The following is a 17,728-nucleotide window of genomic DNA, read 5'->3' as shown; positions in this document are numbered from 1 at the left end:
TAATTACTCTTTATAAAATAATTACTATTCGTTTTGATAGCAGCTTAAACTGATATCGTTTTTTATAAATAATGTGCTATTATTCGAAAATTGGTCATCTATTTCCATAGTGATTGTCATGCTACGATTTCAATATGAACGCATTTCGAAAGGATGGGGAGTATGTCGGATATCAAATCAAAGAGAGTGACGCAGTATAGAGGCACAGAGCTTCATACAAAAGGCTGGGTTCAGGAGGCAGCTTTACGGATGCTTAGTAATAATCTACATTCTGATGTGGCAGAAAATCCAGATGAACTTGTTGTATATGGAGGAATAGGAAAAGCGGCACGTAACTGGGATTGTTATGAGGCGATCGTGAATTCGTTAAAAGTGTTGGAAAATGATGAAACGTTGTTAATACAGTCTGGAAAGCCGGTTGCTGTTTTCAGAACTCATAAAGATGCTCCGAAGGTATTAATTGCTAACTCTAATTTAGTTCCGGCATGGGCCAATTGGGAGCACTTTCATGAGCTTGATCGAAAAGGGTTAATGATGTATGGCCAGATGACGGCTGGCAGCTGGATCTACATTGGAAGTCAGGGAATTGTACAGGGGACATATGAGACGTTTGGTGAATGCGCCAAACAGCATTTCAATGGAACTTTAAAGAATACGATTACCCTAACAGCTGGCTTAGGCGGGATGGGGGCTGCTCAACCGCTAGCTGTAACTCTTAATGGTGGCGTTTGTATTGCGATAGAAATGGATTCAAAGCGAATGGAGCGGAGAATTGAAACAAACTATCTTGATACTTCTACTAATAGTCTTGCTAAAGCGATTGAAATGGCGAAGAATGCAAGTGACAAAGGAGAAGCGCTTTCGATTGGTTTACTTGGTAATGCAGCAGAGATGTTACCTAAAATGATCGAAAAGGGTTTTATTCCAGATATTCTAACAGATCAGACTTCGGCACATGATCCCCTTAATGGATATATTCCAGTGAAATTAGATCTAATAGAAGCGAATAAGTTAAGGATAGAAAATCCAGTCCAATATAATAAGCTGGCAAAGAAAAGTATCGCTACACACGTTCAAGCTATGCTTGATATGCAAAAACTCGGAGCCATCACCTTTGATTATGGAAATAACATTCGTCAAGTGGCAAAAGACGAAGGGATTCAAAATGCATTCGATTTTCCAGGTTTTGTACCGGCTTATATTCGCCCGCAATTTTGTGAAGGAAAGGGTCCATTTCGCTGGGTAGCTTTGTCGGGAAATCCAGAAGATATTTATAAAACAGATGAAGTGATTTTAAAAGAGTTTAGTCATAATGAACACTTGTGCAATTGGATTCGAATGGCAAGGAAGAAAATTAGTTTCCAGGGACTTCCCTCACGTATTTGTTGGCTCGGCTATGGAGAACGAGCTAAATTCGGAAAAATTATAAATGATATGGTAGCGAGCGGAGAATTGAGTGCACCAATTGTGATTGGACGTGATCATCTTGACTCTGGCTCTGTAGCTTCACCAAATCGAGAAACAGAAGCCATGAAAGATGGAAGCGATGCTGTAGCCGACTGGCCCATTTTGAATGCCATGATTAATAGTGTAGGTGGAGCAAGTTGGGTCAGCGTTCACCACGGTGGCGGTGTTGGAATGGGATATTCTCTCCATGCAGGGATGGTCATTGTAGCAGATGGCACAAAAGAAGCGGAAAAACGTCTTGAACGTGTGTTAACAACTGATCCTGGTATGGGTGTCATTCGACACGTTGACGCGGGGTATGAACTAGCAAGGAAAACAGCAGAAGAGAAAGGTATTCAAGTCCCGATGCTACGAAAGAAATAGGAGGTGGATGGTAATGACAAAGCGACTATTAATAAAGAATGCGGCCCAGCTAATTACGATGGAAGGTTATTCCAATCATCCTGCTAGAAAAGAAGAAATGTCGCAAATTGGAATGATTGAAGATGGTGCGGTTTATATGGAAAATGGAATTATTATTGAAGTAGGACCAAGCGCCGACATAGTTAATAAGTATCAAGATTCTATTCATGCGTCAGAGATCATCGATGCAACAGGGAAAGTGGTAACGCCAGGACTGATAGACCCTCATACGCATTTAGTTCATGCAGGGACGAGAGAAAATGAATATGCGATGCGATTACATGGGAAGACGTATATGGAAATCATGGAAGCAGGCGGGGGGATTCATGCAACAACTCGCGCGACCCAAGAAGCGAGTCATGAAGAACTTTTCGAACAGTCTAAAAAACGCTTGAACAAATTTTTGTTACACGGTGTGACAACACTTGAGGCCAAAAGTGGTTACGGGCTAACGCTAGATCATGAAATAAAGCAATTAGAGGTAGCTAAACTATTAAATGAGTCGCATCCTATAGATATCGTTTCAACCTTTATGGGTGCTCATGCTGTTCCTTTATCAGAGAAAAGCGATCCTGAAAAATTCGTCTCGAAAGTGATCACTGAAATGATCCCTGAAATAGCAAAGCGGAAGTTGGCTACTTTTAATGATGTTTTTTGTGAACGGGGTGTTTTCACACCGGATCAATCAAAGCGAATCCTTGAAGCAGGTAAAGCTCATGGACTAATTCCCAAAATTCATGCAGATGAAATTGAACCTTATGGCGGAGCGGAACTAGCTGCATCCGTTGGGGCCATTTCAGCAGATCACCTTCTCAGAGCATCGGATCAGGGGATAAAGGACATGACAGACGCTGGAGTTATTGGCGTATTACTTCCAGGAACAGCATTTTTCTTAATGGCTGATTTTGCAGAGGGGAGAAAAATGATTGATGCAGGAATAGCCATTGCGTTATCTACTGATGCGAATCCAGGGTCATCTCCCACACTTTCTCTCCCATTTATTATGAACTTAGGCTGTTTGAAAATGGGATTGACACCTGAAGAAGTGTTGACTGCGACTACAATCAATGCAGCCCATGCAATTGGTTGTGCAGATGTGGCTGGAAGTCTTGAGTTTGGAAAAAAAGCAGATTTCACAATATTTGATGTTCCGAATTATCTAACTCTCTCCTATCAATATGGAATGAATCATGTCGATACCGTCATTAAAGGGGGAGTGCCACTCGTAGTAGGAGGCTACCTGCAATGAACGATTATCCATACCCAATGTTAAATCGCCCTAGTATGATTTGGTCTAAGCAAACAGATAAACGAGTTGATCTAAAAGTCCATGAATGGATTGAGACAATAGGGGAGAGGAAACCACACTGGGAGGAATATGACGTTACCATTCTCGGGGTACCTTTATCTAAATCGTCTATTAGTACGTCTGCTGCTAGTGAAAATCCTGATGCCATGCGAAGAGCTTGGCGGGCATTTGGCACTTATAACCTTGACGAAGAGGTTGATCTAGCTCGTATAAAAGCAATAGACCTTGGAGATGTCAAGCAGCATGTGACGGATATCAGGTACACACACCAGCAAATTCAGCAAGCGATGGTAGCTATGAGAGAACACCATCCACATACTATACCGTTAATGATGGGTGGGGATCATTCGATTACTGCTATGTTAATTAAAGGCTGGAAGCAAGTTCATAACAACGAAACGATTGGCATTTTACAATTGGATACGCACTTTGATTTACGTGATTTAGCACATATCGGTCCAGCAAATGGAACGCCGATTCGTCAATTAGTAGAAAGTCACACAGTTGAAGGAAAGCATGTTCATACGATCGGATTGCATGGTTTTTTTAATAGTCACGAGTTGAAGAATTATGCTGATCAACACGGCGTTCACTACACTACGATGAAGAAGGTAAGAAAAAACGGGATTCGCCACATTGTGACGGATGCCTTAGCTCAATTAGAAAAAGTGGTTGATACGATTTATTTAACGGTTGATATGGACGTCCTTGATATCGCTTATAACCCGGCAGCACCAGCAGCAACGCCTGGTGGTATGAGTACGGAAGAGCTGTTTGAGGCTGTTCAGTTAGCTGGTGAGCATTCGAAAGTAAAAGCAATGGACATTGTGTGCCTTGATCCCAGAAAAGATGTAGGGGAGATGGGGGTGAAAAGCGCCGTTCATACGATGCTCTCATTTTTAACAGGCGTTTGCAGAAGATAAGGAATATGATCCAAACTAAATCATCTTGACCGCACGTGTTGGTAGCGCTTACAATTAAGTGAGATATTAGTGAATAGTAGAATGATAGACAGGTGAGAGTATTGGCACAAAAAATTTTGATTGGAAAATTAGCGATGCTTGTAGCTTCTTTAACTCCTGAAGAGTTAGAACCATTTTTAGCTCAGCTAAAAGATGTTGATTACTGTCAGGGAAAGTCAGGATCTATGAGCATGCAAAAAGTAATATCAGCTGTCGAAACATCCGCAAAAAGGAATAATATTATTTCGGAAGACCTCTATCGAGAAACGCATGCGTTGTATCACGCCATCTTAGAAGCATTAGAAGGGGTCATGCGGGGGCAAATTGGAGCAGGTGACATGATGAGGACTGTAGGCTTGCGTTTTGCAATAGTACGCGGCTCTCCTTATGAGCATTATGACGAAGGTGAGTGGCTTGCGGTAGCTTTCTATGGAACAATTGGTGCTCCGGTGAAAGGTCTTGAACATGAAACGTTTGGACTAGGAATAAATCATATAGGTTAAAAGCTGCCTAAAGTCATTAGCGATGAGGAGGCGGCAATGGAACAGTCTGTTCCATTGTCGTCTCTTTTTTTATGGCGATCAAATTACTGAAAGAAGGGGATCGACATGATTCAATTAAACGGAACTAATTTAACATTAATCGAAATGAAACAACTTATTTATGGTGGAGAACAGATTACGATTGATCCAGTCAGCATGAATAAAGTGAAGCGGAGCAGAGAGGCTGTAGAACGGATTGTCGCTAGTGGAAAGACTGTATATGGGATCAATACAGGCTTCGGTAAATTTAGCGATGTTCGTATACAGGATAAAGATGTTGATACACTTCAGCTCCATCTCATTCGTTCTCATGCGTGCGGGATAGGTGAATACTTCCCAGAATCAGTGAGTAAAGCAATGGTTGTATTAAGATTGAACGCTTTACTCAAAGGATATTCTGGCGTGCGTCCTTGTATTGTGGAGGGCCTTTGCCATCTTGCGAATGAAAATATCATTCCAGTTATACCAAGTCAAGGTTCTCTTGGTGCTTCCGGGGATCTAGCACCCCTATCTCACCTTGCGCTAGTTCTGGTAGGGGAAGGAAAAGTGCACTATAAGGGCAGCATCGTTCCTACAAAAAGTGTGTATGATGCTCTCTCTTTTCCTGCTCTTTCCTTAAAGGCAAAAGAGGGGCTTGCACTAATTAACGGTACACAGGCGATGACGGCGATGGGAGTCATTAACTATATTGAAGCAGAGCGCTTAATAAATCAGTGTGATTGGATTGGAGCAATGACGTTTGAAGCGCTTGAAGGTATAGTAGATGCCTTCCATCCAGCGATACATGAAGCGCGTGGGTATCCAGAACAAATGGAAGTTGCAGAGCGAATACGAACGCTCACAAACGATAGCAAACTCGTGACACATCAAGGAGAGAAACGAGTACAGGATGCTTACTCGCTGCGCTGTATCCCGCAAGTACATGGAGCTTCTAGACAAAGCTTAGCGTATATTAAAGAAAAACTTGAAATCGAAATGAATGCTGCAACAGATAATCCACTCATCTTAGAGGATGGACAAACGGTTGTGTCCGGAGGGAATTTTCACGGTCAGCCCATTGCAATTGCGATGGACTTCTTAAAAATAGCTGTAGCCGAAATGGCTAATATTTCGGAACGACGAGTGGAGAGGCTCGTTAATCCTCAGCTAAATGATCTCCCAGCATTTCTAAGTCCGGACCCTGGTTTGCAGTCTGGCGCCATGATCATGCAATATGCGGCTGCTTCTCTTGTATCAGAAAATAAAACGTTAGCACACCCAGCAAGTGTTGATAGCATTCCATCTTCAGCAAATCAGGAAGACCACGTAAGTATGGGGACAATAGGGGCTCGTCATGCTTATCAAATTATATTGAATGCCCAAAAGGTAGTCGGCATTGAAATGATTTGCGGGATGCAAGCATTAGAAATTCGCGGAATCTCGTTAGCTTCTGTATCAGCTCAGAAGCTTTATGAAGAAGGTCGATTAGTTGTCCCTTCCATCAAGGAAGATCGTGTTTTCTCCGAGGATATCGAAGCTCTTACAAAATGGTTAAAGACAGATCAGTTTGATTGGTCCATTAATCGTCAGTTAATTCCAGGATAAGGCGTAGCTAATCAGAGGAGAAAATAGTGAAATAAGCTAAAAAGGACAATGCCTATTAAATAGGATTGTCCTTTTCAACGTCATCTCTTAATCTTCGTAAAATTCGTGGTCCGTTTCAAAGAGAACTTCTTCCTGACAGGATACACAGTCATTGAAGCATCGTGTGAAGTCTAAAGGAAATAAACGACGACAAACGTTAGAGCAGTATCTAGAACAGCTCGGACCAGTTTGGCGACCTCTTGTGTCACTATCTCTTGACCCACATCCTCTAGATCTACGACCAGTTGCTTCACCTTCTGTTTGGTTGTTTCGTTTAACATATGTTCTAGGGTTACTTGCATTACGGCGATTTCCCATTTTAACACCTCCTGTCTCTCAATACTTTATGTCGAAAGAGCTGGACATGCTTATCCATTAGCCTAATAAAACATGCAAATATTCAAGTTTTGAATAAATTTTCAGAAAATAGTTTATTAACCTTGTATTTTTAGAAATGTATGTAAAAATAGGTATAAATGTCCTTTTTGGACTTGCGGAACGTTAAATCTAAACAATCCCTTCCCGATTTGAGAGGGATCGATTTGTTTAAGGAGTTGGAACAGTCAATGCCATCTACAAAAACATTAATCATTTCCATTTCTACTATTTTGGTCTTCATATTTGGATTCACTTACTGGTTTATTTCTGATTTAGGTTGGGATTTAAAAGAAACAACGAATGAAGCGGATACCGTTGATGAAGCGACTGGATCATCTGTTGACCCTGCGCGCTATGTAAGTGACAATGAAGAACCGATTAGCGCTGAAGGCATACCAAAGGAAAGCAAATTTCAGGATTACATTCACGGCATGACTCATCAAAAAGTGGTTGCTAAAGATAAATGGGGAATCTATCAAATTTCAGAAGAACGCATCGATAATATGTTAGAAGTATTAGAGAAAGTACAAGGTACGAATGAAGAATACAAATATCAAGATTTTTACGTTGAAACATTAGAAGAATGGGACGAGGGAGATTTTTCTAATGCGGTAGAAGTTCATAATTACATATGGGATCTAAATGGGGGAACAATTGGAAAAGCAAAAAGATTAATGACAACAGAAGAAGAGCAAAAATATATTGATCAGACATATGATAAGCGGTAATCCCGCTTATTTTTGTTTTTAGGATTATGTAGCACATTTTGATACACTGAAGATAGATAAACCAAGAGACGGAGGGTGTAACGTGAAAAATCAAGCCAATCAGCCATACGAAAATAAGTTAATTCATGAAAAATCGCCCTATTTGATTCAGCATGCTCACAATCCAGTAGACTGGTATCCATGGGGAGAAGAAGCGTTTGAAAAAGCGAAGCGGGAGGATAAGCCTGTTCTCGTTTCGATCGGGTATTCGACCTGCCATTGGTGTCATGTAATGGAAAGAGAAAGCTTTGAGGATGAGGAAACAGCAAAGCTTTTAAACGATCGATTTGTAGCGATTAAGGTCGATCGCGAAGAGCGTCCAGATATTGATTCAATATATATGAAAGTTTGTCAGGGATTAACGGGTCAGGGTGGGTGGCCATTGAACGTTTTTCTAACTTCTGATCAAAAACCATTCTACGCAGGAACGTACTTCCCGAAAGAAAGCAGATACAATATTCCTGGGTTTAAAGATGCTATTATGCAGCTTTATCAGCAATATAAGGAAAACCCTGATCGAATTACAGGAATCGGGGAGAAAATTACAGCCTCCTTGCAAGAGCGGATGAATGCAGAAGGTGGGGAATTAACAGAGGAACCTTTACATAAAGCTTTTGAGCAGATGCAAAATTCCTTTGATACCATCTTTGGTGGTTTTGGTCAGTCTCCAAAATTCCCATCACCTCATATGCTGATGTATTTACTTAGATATTATCGACAATACGATAATGATCTCGCATTAACAATGGTTACACGAACGCTTGACGCGATGGCAAAGGGCGGGATCTATGATCATGTTGGCTATGGCTTCGCAAGATATGCGGTAGATCAGGAATGGCTAGTGCCTCACTTTGAGAAGATGTTGTATGATAACGCCATGCTTGCCCTTACCTACACGGAAGCTTATCAAGTAACGGGAGAAGAACACTATAAGAAAGTCGCTTGTGATGTTCTCGAGTATGTGACGCGAGATATGACTAGTGAGCAAGGTGGCTTTTATTCCGCTGAAGACGCTGACTCAGAAGGAGAAGAGGGGAAGTTTTATGTTTGGACAGAGAGTGAGGTCCACGACATCCTTGGCGATAAGCTAGGCTCCCTATATTGCAAAGCTTATGACATCACGTCAAAAGGGAACTTTGAAGGGAAAAACATTCCTAACTTGATTCAAACCGATCTTTCAAAGGTTGCTAAATCATTTAGCATGACAGAAAAAGATGTTAATAAGCAGTTAAAAGAGGCTAGAAAGAAGCTGTATGAGGTTCGTGAAAAACGGATTCACCCCTATAAGGATGATAAGATCCTTACAAGCTGGAATATGCTTATGATTGCAGCTTTCGCTAAGGCAGGAAGGGTGTTCGCTCAACATACCTACACACAAACTGCTGAGCAATCATTCAGATTCATCGAAGAAAATCTCGTCATAGACGGTAGATTAATGGCTCGTTACCGCGATGGTGAAGTGAAATTTAAAGCATACCATGATGATTATGCTTATGGATTATGGGCATTAAACGAATTGTATGAAGCTACGTTTAAGTCAGAATACCTCGTCAAAGCGAAAAAACTGTCAGATGAGATGCACGATTTATTCTGGGACGATAGCGCTGGAGGTTTCTATCTTTACGGCCATGATGCAGATGAATTAATTGCACGACCTAAGGATGTGCATGATGGGGCGCTACCGTCTGGAAATAGTGTAGCTGTTCTTCAACTGCTTCGTTTGTCGAAGTTAACGGGGGAGGCAAAGTATGATGTGTGGGCTAACAAGATGTTTACCGCTTTTTCAGGTGATGTATCTTCGTATTCCAGTGGACACGCTTATTTCTTAATGAGCAAGCTTTATACTTTATCCTCTCCAAAAGAAGTTGTTATTGTTGGGAAAAATGGTGATACAAGCAAAGAAAAGATTGCAGAGTTTTTACAGCAGAACTTTTTCCCTGAACTTACAGTGATTAGTACTGAAGATCCTACCTTGTTAAAAGAAGCAGCTCCATTTGTAGCTGAATTTGAAAAGACAGATACGACAACGATCTATGTTTGTGAGAATTTTAGTTGTTCGCTTCCTGAGACGAATGTAGAGAAGGTAATAAAAGAATTGGATAATTAAACAAAGAAGCTACCCAGGTTGTGAGACCATGGTAGCTTCTTTGTCACTAGTAAAGTTGTCGGACGAGAAAAAGTATGGTGATGATAAATTCTCGATAGAAAGCTTCTATTGCACCCTGATTTGATATGTTTCTATTTTGAAGATGAATACGTGTACCTTAAGAGAAAAGCGTGTTCTCTTAAAGAAAGAAATGAGCTCGATTGTAATAGCATTGACGAAGGTTTTCGATTATTAGTTAGTAGGTAATGGAAAAGCTTTACTTTCAAATCAAAACGGTATCCATTCGAACGCATATTCGCTACAATAGAAATAGAATAATTTTTGAGGTGATCGGATGGAAAGAAAAAAGAAACTGCCCCAGCTACTGGAGATGTTTCAGCAGGAGGAAAAGTATCGATCCAATATTGTTAATTGGAAAACGATTGAACCGAAAGAAGCTAAAACAGCGCCATATCCTGCAGAATTGCAGCCTGAGTTAAAGAAAGCACTTGAAGATAGAGGAGTGCAGCAGCTATATACTCATCAGGCTACAGCATATGAAGAAGCTTCAAAGGGGAACAGTTTTGTCGCTGTTACACCAACCGCCTCTGGGAAAACTTTGTGCTATAACTTGCCTGTTTTGGATACGATCTTGAAGGATCCGTCAAGTCGGGCACTGTATTTATTTCCAACAAAAGCCCTTGCGCAAGATCAAAAAAGTGAAATAAATGAATTGATTGATGAAATGGAAGTGGATTTAAAAGGGTATACGTATGATGGGGACACTTCTCCAACCATTAGACAAATCGTTCGAAAAGCAGGGCACATTGTGATGACGAATCCAGATATGCTGCATTCTGCTATTCTCCCACACCATACGAAGTGGGTTTCTCTTTTTGAGAACCTTAAAGTGATTGTCATCGATGAGCTACATACGTATCGTGGTGTTTTCGGGAGTCACGTAGCCAATGTGATTCGAAGATTGAAAAGGATTTGTCAATTCTACGGAAGTAATCCCATATTTATTTGTACTTCGGCTACGATTGCGAATCCAAAAGAGCTTGCAGAGGAGCTTACTGGTGAAGGAATTACGTTAATTAATAACAATGGGGCTCCTACTGGACGAAAGCATTTTGTTCTTTATAATCCCCCTGTTGTAAATCAAGCCTTGAACATTAGACGATCGGCTACGCTTGAAGCACGAAACTTAGCGGCGGAACTATTAAAAAACAACATTCAAACAATTGTTTTCGCGCGTAGTCGTGTTCGGGTTGAGATCCTTCTCACATACTTACAGCAGCTAGAACAGCGTGAATTAGGACCGCGTTCCATTATGGGATATCGGGGTGGTTATTTACCGAAGCAGCGAAGGGAAATTGAAAGAGGACTTCGAAATGGAGACATTAAAGGCGTGGTAAGCACGAACGCCCTCGAACTTGGTGTGGACATTGGACAGCTTCAAGCGTGCGTGCTGACAGGCTATCCAGGCACCATTGCGAGCACGTGGCAGCAGGCTGGACGTGCGGGTCGCCGTCAAGATGAGTCTGTTGTATTTGTCGTCGCTAGTTCTAGTCCGCTTGATCAATATATGATTACACATCCGGATTACTTTTTTGAACGGAACCCAGAAGAGGCGCGAGTGAACCCCAATAACTTAATTATTCTTGTAGATCATGTTAAATGTGCAGCGTATGAGCTTCCATTTCAACAAGGGGATACGTTTGGTGGGGAAGACATCGAGGATGTTCTTGAGTTTTTAACAGACGAACAGCTGCTTCATCATCGGGCAAATCGCTGGTTCTGGATGAACGATGCATTCCCGGCTCACAACGTAAGCCTTCGTTCTGCTTCGCAGGAAAATGTCGTTATTATTGATCAAACAACGGCTGCTAATGTAAAAGTCATTGGAGAAATGGACAGATTTAGTGCCATGACGCTTCTTCATGAAGAAGCGATTTACCTTCACCAGGGTGTGCAATATCAAGTGGAGCTTCTTGACTATGACGAGAAAAAAGCTTGGGTAAGGGAAGTTGATGTGGATTACTATACGGATGCTAATCTTGCTGTTCAACTGAAGGTTCTAGAAGAAGACAAGCATGAACCGCTCCCACACACAACCGCAACGTATGGAGAAGTTATGGTAAATGCTATGGCAACTATTTTTAAGAAAATTAAATTTGAAACTCACGAAAATATTGGATCAGGTCCGATTCACTTACCCGAGGAAGAGCTTCACACGAATGCTTGCTGGTTTGACTTTCCTGAAAGCTTCGTTCAAACAATGGGAGAAAATCGCTTAGAGGAAGGATTGTTAGGACTTGGTAACGTTCTTCGTAACGTTGCTCCGCTGTTTGTCATGTGCGATGTATCGGATCTCCATGTGACACCACAAATCAAAGCTGTCCATTCAAACAAGCCTACCGTTTTCTTCTATGATCGCTACCCTGGTGGCATTGGGCTATCGGAGCGAGTTTACAAAGAGCTAGGGGTTATATTAAAAGAAGCCGAATCCATTGTTGTTAATTGTGAATGTGAAAGTGGCTGTCCTTCATGTGTGGGCGTTTCCGGTGAAACGGGTGAAAATAGTAAGCAAACAGCCATTTATTTACTTAAATATTTAAGAGGTGAACATTCTGATGTCACTGAAAGCTAAATTAAATCGAATGAAAAAGCATATGAACTTGAACGAAGGAGAAGAAGTGGAAGCGAAAGTAGAGCAGCCGATTCACGAAGTGCCTCATTTGAACAAGTGGCGTGATTTAGATGCTCACCCGTTTTTCTTTGACGGAGAATATGCGCTAGTGAGAAAAAAACAGTATCCAACTTCCTATCAGCATGGACGTTACACTTTCCAAGAACTTGAGCAAGTTGTCGAACGCTGGAATCGTCACTATCGTGCACATCCACTCTCCTCAAAACACCTTCAGCCATCCGATTTATTGTTTTTTGATACAGAAACAACTGGCTTAGGAGGTGGGGTTGGAAATACTATCTTTCTACTTGGATATAGCCAGTATACAGAAGAAGGAATTTCTGTAAATCAGTATTTCTTGCCTGGCCCAGGTGCAGAAGTTCCGATGTATCAAGCTTTTTTAGAAGATGTAAAAGAATTGAAGAACCTAGTTACCTACAATGGCAAAGCGTTTGATTGGCCACAGGTGAAAACACGTCATACGCTTATTCGTGAACAAGTCCCTAAGTTACCGCAATTTGGTCATTTCGATCTGTTGCACGGAGCGAGGCGATTCTGGAAAAATGATATGGAGTCTGTTAGACTCGCGAACGTAGAAGAACAGCAGCTAGGTTTTGAACGGGAAGAAGATATTCCAGGCTATTTAGCTCCTATGCTTTATTTCGAGTTTGTAAAAGATCCAGATCCAGAGCTGATCGCAGGCGTGATGAAACACAATGAAGAAGATATCTTATCTTTAATCACGCTATATACTCGTTTGTCTAATCTCCTTCTTGATGTGGAAGGAAAGTCCTTAACAGCTGGTGAACAATACCAGTCTGCTCGATGGTGGGAAGCTGTTGGTGAAGAGGATCATGCGGCTTTACTATATGAAAAGACAACTGGTCGTCATGAACAGGACGCAAAAAAGGCGCTTGCACGGATATATAAGAAGCAGGATAACGTTCAAGAAGCCATTGAGATTTGGCTGACGCTATCACAATCCACAAATGATGAAGAGTGCGACATTGAATTAGCTAAATATTATGAGCATAAAGCGAAAGACTATGAGAAAGCCCTTCACTATGCTCTGTCTGCATACGAAAAGTGGAAAGAGAAGAAACGGATTCTTAAAGATAAAGAAGAGAACGAGCGGCTGCAATATATGAAGCGAATCGAGAGAATTGAGCAAAAAGCAGCTCGCTAACGATAGGAGGTTGTTATGCAGGATTTCTATGAAGTGTTGAAGAAAAAGGAACCATTTCATTCTTTGAGCGATGCTGAAATCGAAAGTCTAATGGAATCAGCACATTTCGCAACTTATCAGAAGGGTGAATTTTTATATCACGAAGATGAAGATACGAATACGCTTTATCTCCTCGTCTCAGGTATTGCTAAAAACATCGTACACAAAGCGAATGGGCAACAAACGACAATGCGTTTCTACTATCCCGGAGATCTAGTTGGGCTCATGATTATGCTTACAGATGCGTCTATGACGTTTTCTGTTCAAGCTAATGAAGATTGCCAGGTGATTCGAATCAAAAAAGAAGTCATGCTAAAGATCATGACAGAAAACCCTGCCTTTTCACATAATGTTCTCGATACCATTGGTGAACGTATGAGAAGCCTCTATGATGAAATTAAGCAAGAGCGAGATCGGGAGGCCGATGGTGAAAACATTGCCTTGTATAGAACACGAGTGAGCGCGATTATGGATACGAAGGTGACGATCCCACCAACTTATACGGTATTAGAAACAGCTGAGCTCTTTCGAACGAAAAATTATGACGGTGTGATAGTAAGTGAAGATCGTGAAAGTGTTCTTGGTACAATAACACCGCTAGAGGTCATAAATGCACTTACAATGGGACAATTTCAAGATCCTATTCATAAGTGGATGTATCAAAAACCTAATATGGTAGAAGAGGATGCCTTTAGTTATGAAGCATTGGCGTACTTAAAATTTCACAAAGTCTCTTTGCTACCTGTTGTAAAGCGAGATCGTATTGTCGGTATGGTTTCAGCCAAATCTTTCTTAGGGATTCAGGAATCGGCCTATTTAGATCTGTCTTATCGACTATCACGAGCTAAAGAGCTTAATGAAATAATGAATCTTTCACCACCAATACATGAAGAATTCCGCTCATTTATTCAAGAGTTACTTGACGCAAATACGTTGGGTTATGAAATATGTGAGATGATGTCCAATTATAATGATGAAATGCATCGACGCATTATTTTACTTGCAGAGAAGGAAATGATCAGTGAGGGATATGGACGGGCGCCAGTGAACTTTTGCTTCATCGTTATGGGGAGCGAAGGGCGCAAAGAACAGGCTTTTAGTACAGATCAAGACAACGGACTTATTATTGATGATTATGAACACCTCGAGCATAAACAGGAAATTGAAACGTATTTCTCGATATTTGCAAAGAAAATCAATACGATGCTTACGACATGTGGTCTCCCTGAGTGTGAGGGTGGCATAATGGCGAAAAATGAGAAATGGAGACGCTCTGTTTCTAATTGGCAAACAGAAGTAAATCGTTGGATTACTGAAACAGATGCTGAAGAGATCCGGAATTTTACAATTTTTATGGATTTTCGTCCTGTTTACGGAGATTTTGATCTCGCACGAACATTAAGAAGTCGCATTACTGCACGAATTAAGAAAGCTCAAACGCTTCAAATGCTGTTAATGAAGGATACGATTCGTTTTCGCGTGCCGTTAAATCCTCTTGGAAAGCTTCAACTTCGTGGGAAAGAAAAAACGCTTGATTTGAAAAAAGCTGCTATTATGCAAATCGTGAACGGTATTCGAATTTTTGCAATGAAATATGGAGTGGAAGAAGTTAATACAATCAAAAGGCTTCATGAGTTAAAGAAAAAAGAAATTTTTCATCATCGTGATGTGATCAATATCGAAACATCTCTTCATTACCTTTATACGTTCCGTGTTAGGCAAAACCTTTATCAACTAGAAAAAGGGGTAGAGATTTCGAATCAAGTAAGGCCAATCGAATGGGAAAAAGAAGAGAGAAGGAAAATGAGGGAAGCATTGCTTGTAGCAAAACGGATGCAGCAGGTAAGTGAATTAAGCTTTCGAAGGAATCGGAGTATTTAACAATGTCGTCCATAGGTTTGAAATTATTGCGCTATTATCTATATGATCGTGTGAAATGGCAGAAAAAGATCAAAAGGGACAAGGATTTACCAGTTTATGATCGCTTACAGGAGTCTCTGTTATTATATCAAGAATCAAGCAGTCGATATTTTACCGTTTACGATCTCGAAACGACGGGTTTTTATCCAGCTATCGGAGATGAAGTTATTTCGATCGGTGCGGTTAAAATCGATCTTGTTGAAGGAAGGATTCTCGAGGAAACTTTCTATCGAATTGTTCGCCCTATTCATAAAGTACCGCGAGTTGTTAGACATCTAACGGGTCTATCATTTGATGAAATAAGAGCGGGATGGACATTTATTGAAGTATTTGAAGAATTTATGGCGTTTAGTAAAGGGACGACCCTTATTGCTCATCCAGTTAAATTTGATGTTTATTTTCTACAAACACTCGTTCAAAAATGGGGGTTGCCAGATTATTTACCACCTTATTTGGATTCGGAAGCACTGGCGAAGGAATTATTTCCTCGCAGTAATCCGCAGCTTGATTCGTTGATAAGGAAATTAAATATTGAACGTCATGAACGTCATCATGCCCTAAACGACGCAAGAATGACAGCGGAGCTTTGTTTGAAAATGTTTCACAAATTGGACATGAAGGACGGTCATGAACAAGAAATAAGACGGCGAATTGCTAGAGATAATCTCGTATTTGGTAGGAAATAGCTTCATTTTCCTAATTATTCCCCGGGCAAGCGCACAAAGAGATGATATTCGACGATTTCTTTTAGAAAACATGTAGAAACACCGTTTACAATTGTCGTCTCTTGTTGTAACTTTGAGTAGTATATTGAAGTTTCTGTTTTTTTAAGAAAAGGATTCAGATTTGATGTAATGGAGAGATGGTAATTGAAGCAGGTCATTATGGTAATGTTTTTTATGGTAATTGCGTTAACAGTGGTCGTTATGAGTCAAATTAGTGAGTCGGCCCAGATTTATAGTGACAATGAAGTAGTCGTACAAAAATAGGCGTGGAAATTGCGTTTGTATTGAGGAAATAAGGACGAATACACAGTACATGTACATCGTGATCAACATAGGCTAGTAGGGAATTCACCAATTTAAGAAGGGGGAACCTACACTATGTTTCATAGACATCATCGCATGGGCCCGAATGGGAATATGCCAAATCAGGTAAGTCCAGCAATGCAGGGACCTAATGCGAATATGCCAAATCAAGTAAGTCCAGCAATGCAGGGTCCAAATGCGAATATGCCAAACCAGGTGAGTCCGGCCATGAAAGGCGGCATGCCAGGTCAGGTAAGTCCAGCAATGCAAGGTCCTGGAGGTCCATGTCCGACAAGTCCTGTTGTATATCCGACAAAATGTTGTGTCAAAAATCACTATTATAAGCACAACGTAGATCATATTCATCCTACGCATATTAAAAACGTCCATCATCACATGTATGAGCACAATCATAGTTATCCTTTAACAGAGTCAGAGGAAGTGCTAGCTTCACACATGAACAATTATCCGCCACCACGCCCGACAGGCGCAATGCCGGCTGGATACGCACCTACTAATCCTTCCCAAGTAGCAGGAGCTATGCAAGGACCAAATGGCAATGGTATGCCAGGTCAAGTAAGTCCTGCTCAAAAGAGAAGAAAATAACGAAATAATGAAACGAACTGGTCTTCCAGTTCGTTTTTACATAGGAGGTGTCTAAGTGGCAAACGTTTTACTTGTTACTGGCTATAAGGCACACGAACTAGGAATATTTAACGACGATCATCCTGGACTTCCAATTATAAAGGCAGCCCTTCAGAGTCGCATGTCTCAGCTTATCGAAGAGAGAGATTTTGAGTGGATACTAATCAGTGGGCAAACTGGTGTTGAGCTCTGGGCTGCTGAAGTTGCACTTGATTTAAGAGAAATGTATCCCGATTTAAAGCTAGCCGTTTTAACGCCATTCCTAGATCAAGAAAGTAAATGGAAAGAGCCTACTCAAGAATTCTATCAAATGATCATGGGAGAAGCTGACTTTGTTGAATCAATCACAAGTCGACCTTACGAAAATCCAGGGCAATTGAAAGCAAAGAATGAATTTCTCGTTCGTAAGAGTCATGCTATGCTCGTATTATATGACGAAGATACGCCTGGTTCTCCTGATTATTACTTGAAAGAAGCAAAGAACAGACAGAGAACGGATGAAGGTTACGAAGTTTTTACCATCACACCTATTGACCTTGATTTATTAGAGCAGGATTTACGTGAAAGTAATCCCGATTTCTACAGTCAATAAGGAGAATAGAAGAGATTCCGATTGACAAGAGGAAGCTCTTTTGGAAGAATAAAATAAAGACAATAACTGCATACATACAGAGGTGATAAA

At 40.9% G+C, this 17,728-nt stretch carries 14 protein-coding genes; all 14 read left to right on the top strand.

Annotation, left to right across the window (positions count from 1 at the left end):
• Positions 1-162 precede the first annotated feature (162 nt).
• On the top strand, positions 163-1,830 hold the full coding sequence (gene hutU / locus AC0VYH_RS12370; RefSeq protein WP_475365310.1) for a urocanate hydratase: 1,668 nt from the start codon (positions 163-165) through the stop codon (positions 1,828-1,830).
• Between the two features lie 13 nt (positions 1,831-1,843).
• Positions 1,844-3,118 carry an imidazolonepropionase gene (gene hutI, locus AC0VYH_RS12365; protein ID WP_475365309.1) on the top strand — a complete coding sequence of 425 codons (1,275 nt, stop codon included), beginning with the start codon at positions 1,844-1,846 and terminating at the stop codon, positions 3,116-3,118.
• On the top strand, positions 3,115-4,101 hold the full coding sequence (locus AC0VYH_RS12360; protein ID WP_430242923.1) for an agmatinase family protein: 987 nt from the start codon (positions 3,115-3,117) through the stop codon (positions 4,099-4,101). Before hutI ends, AC0VYH_RS12360 begins: the two co-directional genes overlap by 4 nt.
• A 101-nt stretch (positions 4,102-4,202) precedes the next feature.
• On the top strand, positions 4,203-4,643 hold the full coding sequence (gene hutP / locus AC0VYH_RS12355) for a hut operon transcriptional regulator HutP (protein ID WP_226613503.1): 441 nt from the start codon (positions 4,203-4,205) through the stop codon (positions 4,641-4,643).
• Positions 4,644-4,748: 105 nt separating this feature from the next.
• Complete coding sequence (gene hutH, locus AC0VYH_RS12350) at positions 4,749-6,266, top strand: histidine ammonia-lyase (protein ID WP_475365308.1); 1,518 nt, start codon at positions 4,749-4,751, stop codon at positions 6,264-6,266.
• 151 nt (positions 6,267-6,417) lie between these two features.
• Positions 6,418-6,684, top strand: a complete 267-nt coding sequence (locus tag AC0VYH_RS12345) for a hypothetical protein (RefSeq protein WP_430242918.1) — start codon at positions 6,418-6,420, stop codon at positions 6,682-6,684.
• Between the two features lie 163 nt (positions 6,685-6,847).
• The gene (locus AC0VYH_RS12340) at positions 6,848-7,411 is read left to right on the top strand and encodes a DUF6241 domain-containing protein (RefSeq protein ID WP_430242915.1); all 564 of its coding nucleotides are present in this window, start codon (positions 6,848-6,850) and stop codon (positions 7,409-7,411) included.
• Between the two features lie 82 nt (positions 7,412-7,493).
• A complete protein-coding gene (locus AC0VYH_RS12335; RefSeq protein WP_475365306.1) occupies positions 7,494-9,557 on the top strand; it encodes a thioredoxin domain-containing protein in 2,064 nt (687 codons plus the stop codon).
• A 334-nt stretch (positions 9,558-9,891) separates the two neighbouring features.
• Positions 9,892-12,189 (top strand): DEAD/DEAH box helicase, encoded by a 2,298-nt coding sequence (locus tag AC0VYH_RS12330; protein ID WP_475367635.1) that lies wholly within the window; start codon positions 9,892-9,894, stop codon positions 12,187-12,189.
• Positions 12,173-13,414: a ribonuclease H-like domain-containing protein gene (locus AC0VYH_RS12325; protein ID WP_475372592.1), complete on the top strand. Its 1,242-nt coding sequence runs from the start codon at positions 12,173-12,175 to the stop codon at positions 13,412-13,414. The genes AC0VYH_RS12330 and AC0VYH_RS12325 overlap by 17 nt, the downstream gene beginning before the upstream one ends.
• A 15-nt stretch (positions 13,415-13,429) precedes the next feature.
• A complete protein-coding gene (locus tag AC0VYH_RS12320) occupies positions 13,430-15,334 on the top strand; it encodes a DUF294 nucleotidyltransferase-like domain-containing protein (RefSeq protein WP_475372591.1) in 1,905 nt (634 codons plus the stop codon).
• 2 nt (positions 15,335-15,336) lie between these two features.
• A complete protein-coding gene (locus AC0VYH_RS12315; protein WP_475372590.1) occupies positions 15,337-16,059 on the top strand; it encodes a 3'-5' exonuclease in 723 nt (240 codons plus the stop codon).
• Positions 16,060-16,476: 417 nt separating this feature from the next.
• A complete protein-coding gene (locus AC0VYH_RS12310; protein ID WP_194221819.1) occupies positions 16,477-17,007 on the top strand; it encodes a CotD family spore coat protein in 531 nt (176 codons plus the stop codon).
• 55 nt (positions 17,008-17,062) lie between these two features.
• Positions 17,063-17,638: an SLOG family protein gene (locus tag AC0VYH_RS12305; RefSeq protein ID WP_430242902.1), complete on the top strand. Its 576-nt coding sequence runs from the start codon at positions 17,063-17,065 to the stop codon at positions 17,636-17,638.
• Positions 17,639-17,728 lie beyond the last annotated feature (90 nt).

This window comes from Anaerobacillus sp. QJM3NY_32, from assembly GCF_056173645.1.
This window is presented reverse-complemented; position numbering and strand designations above follow the sequence as displayed.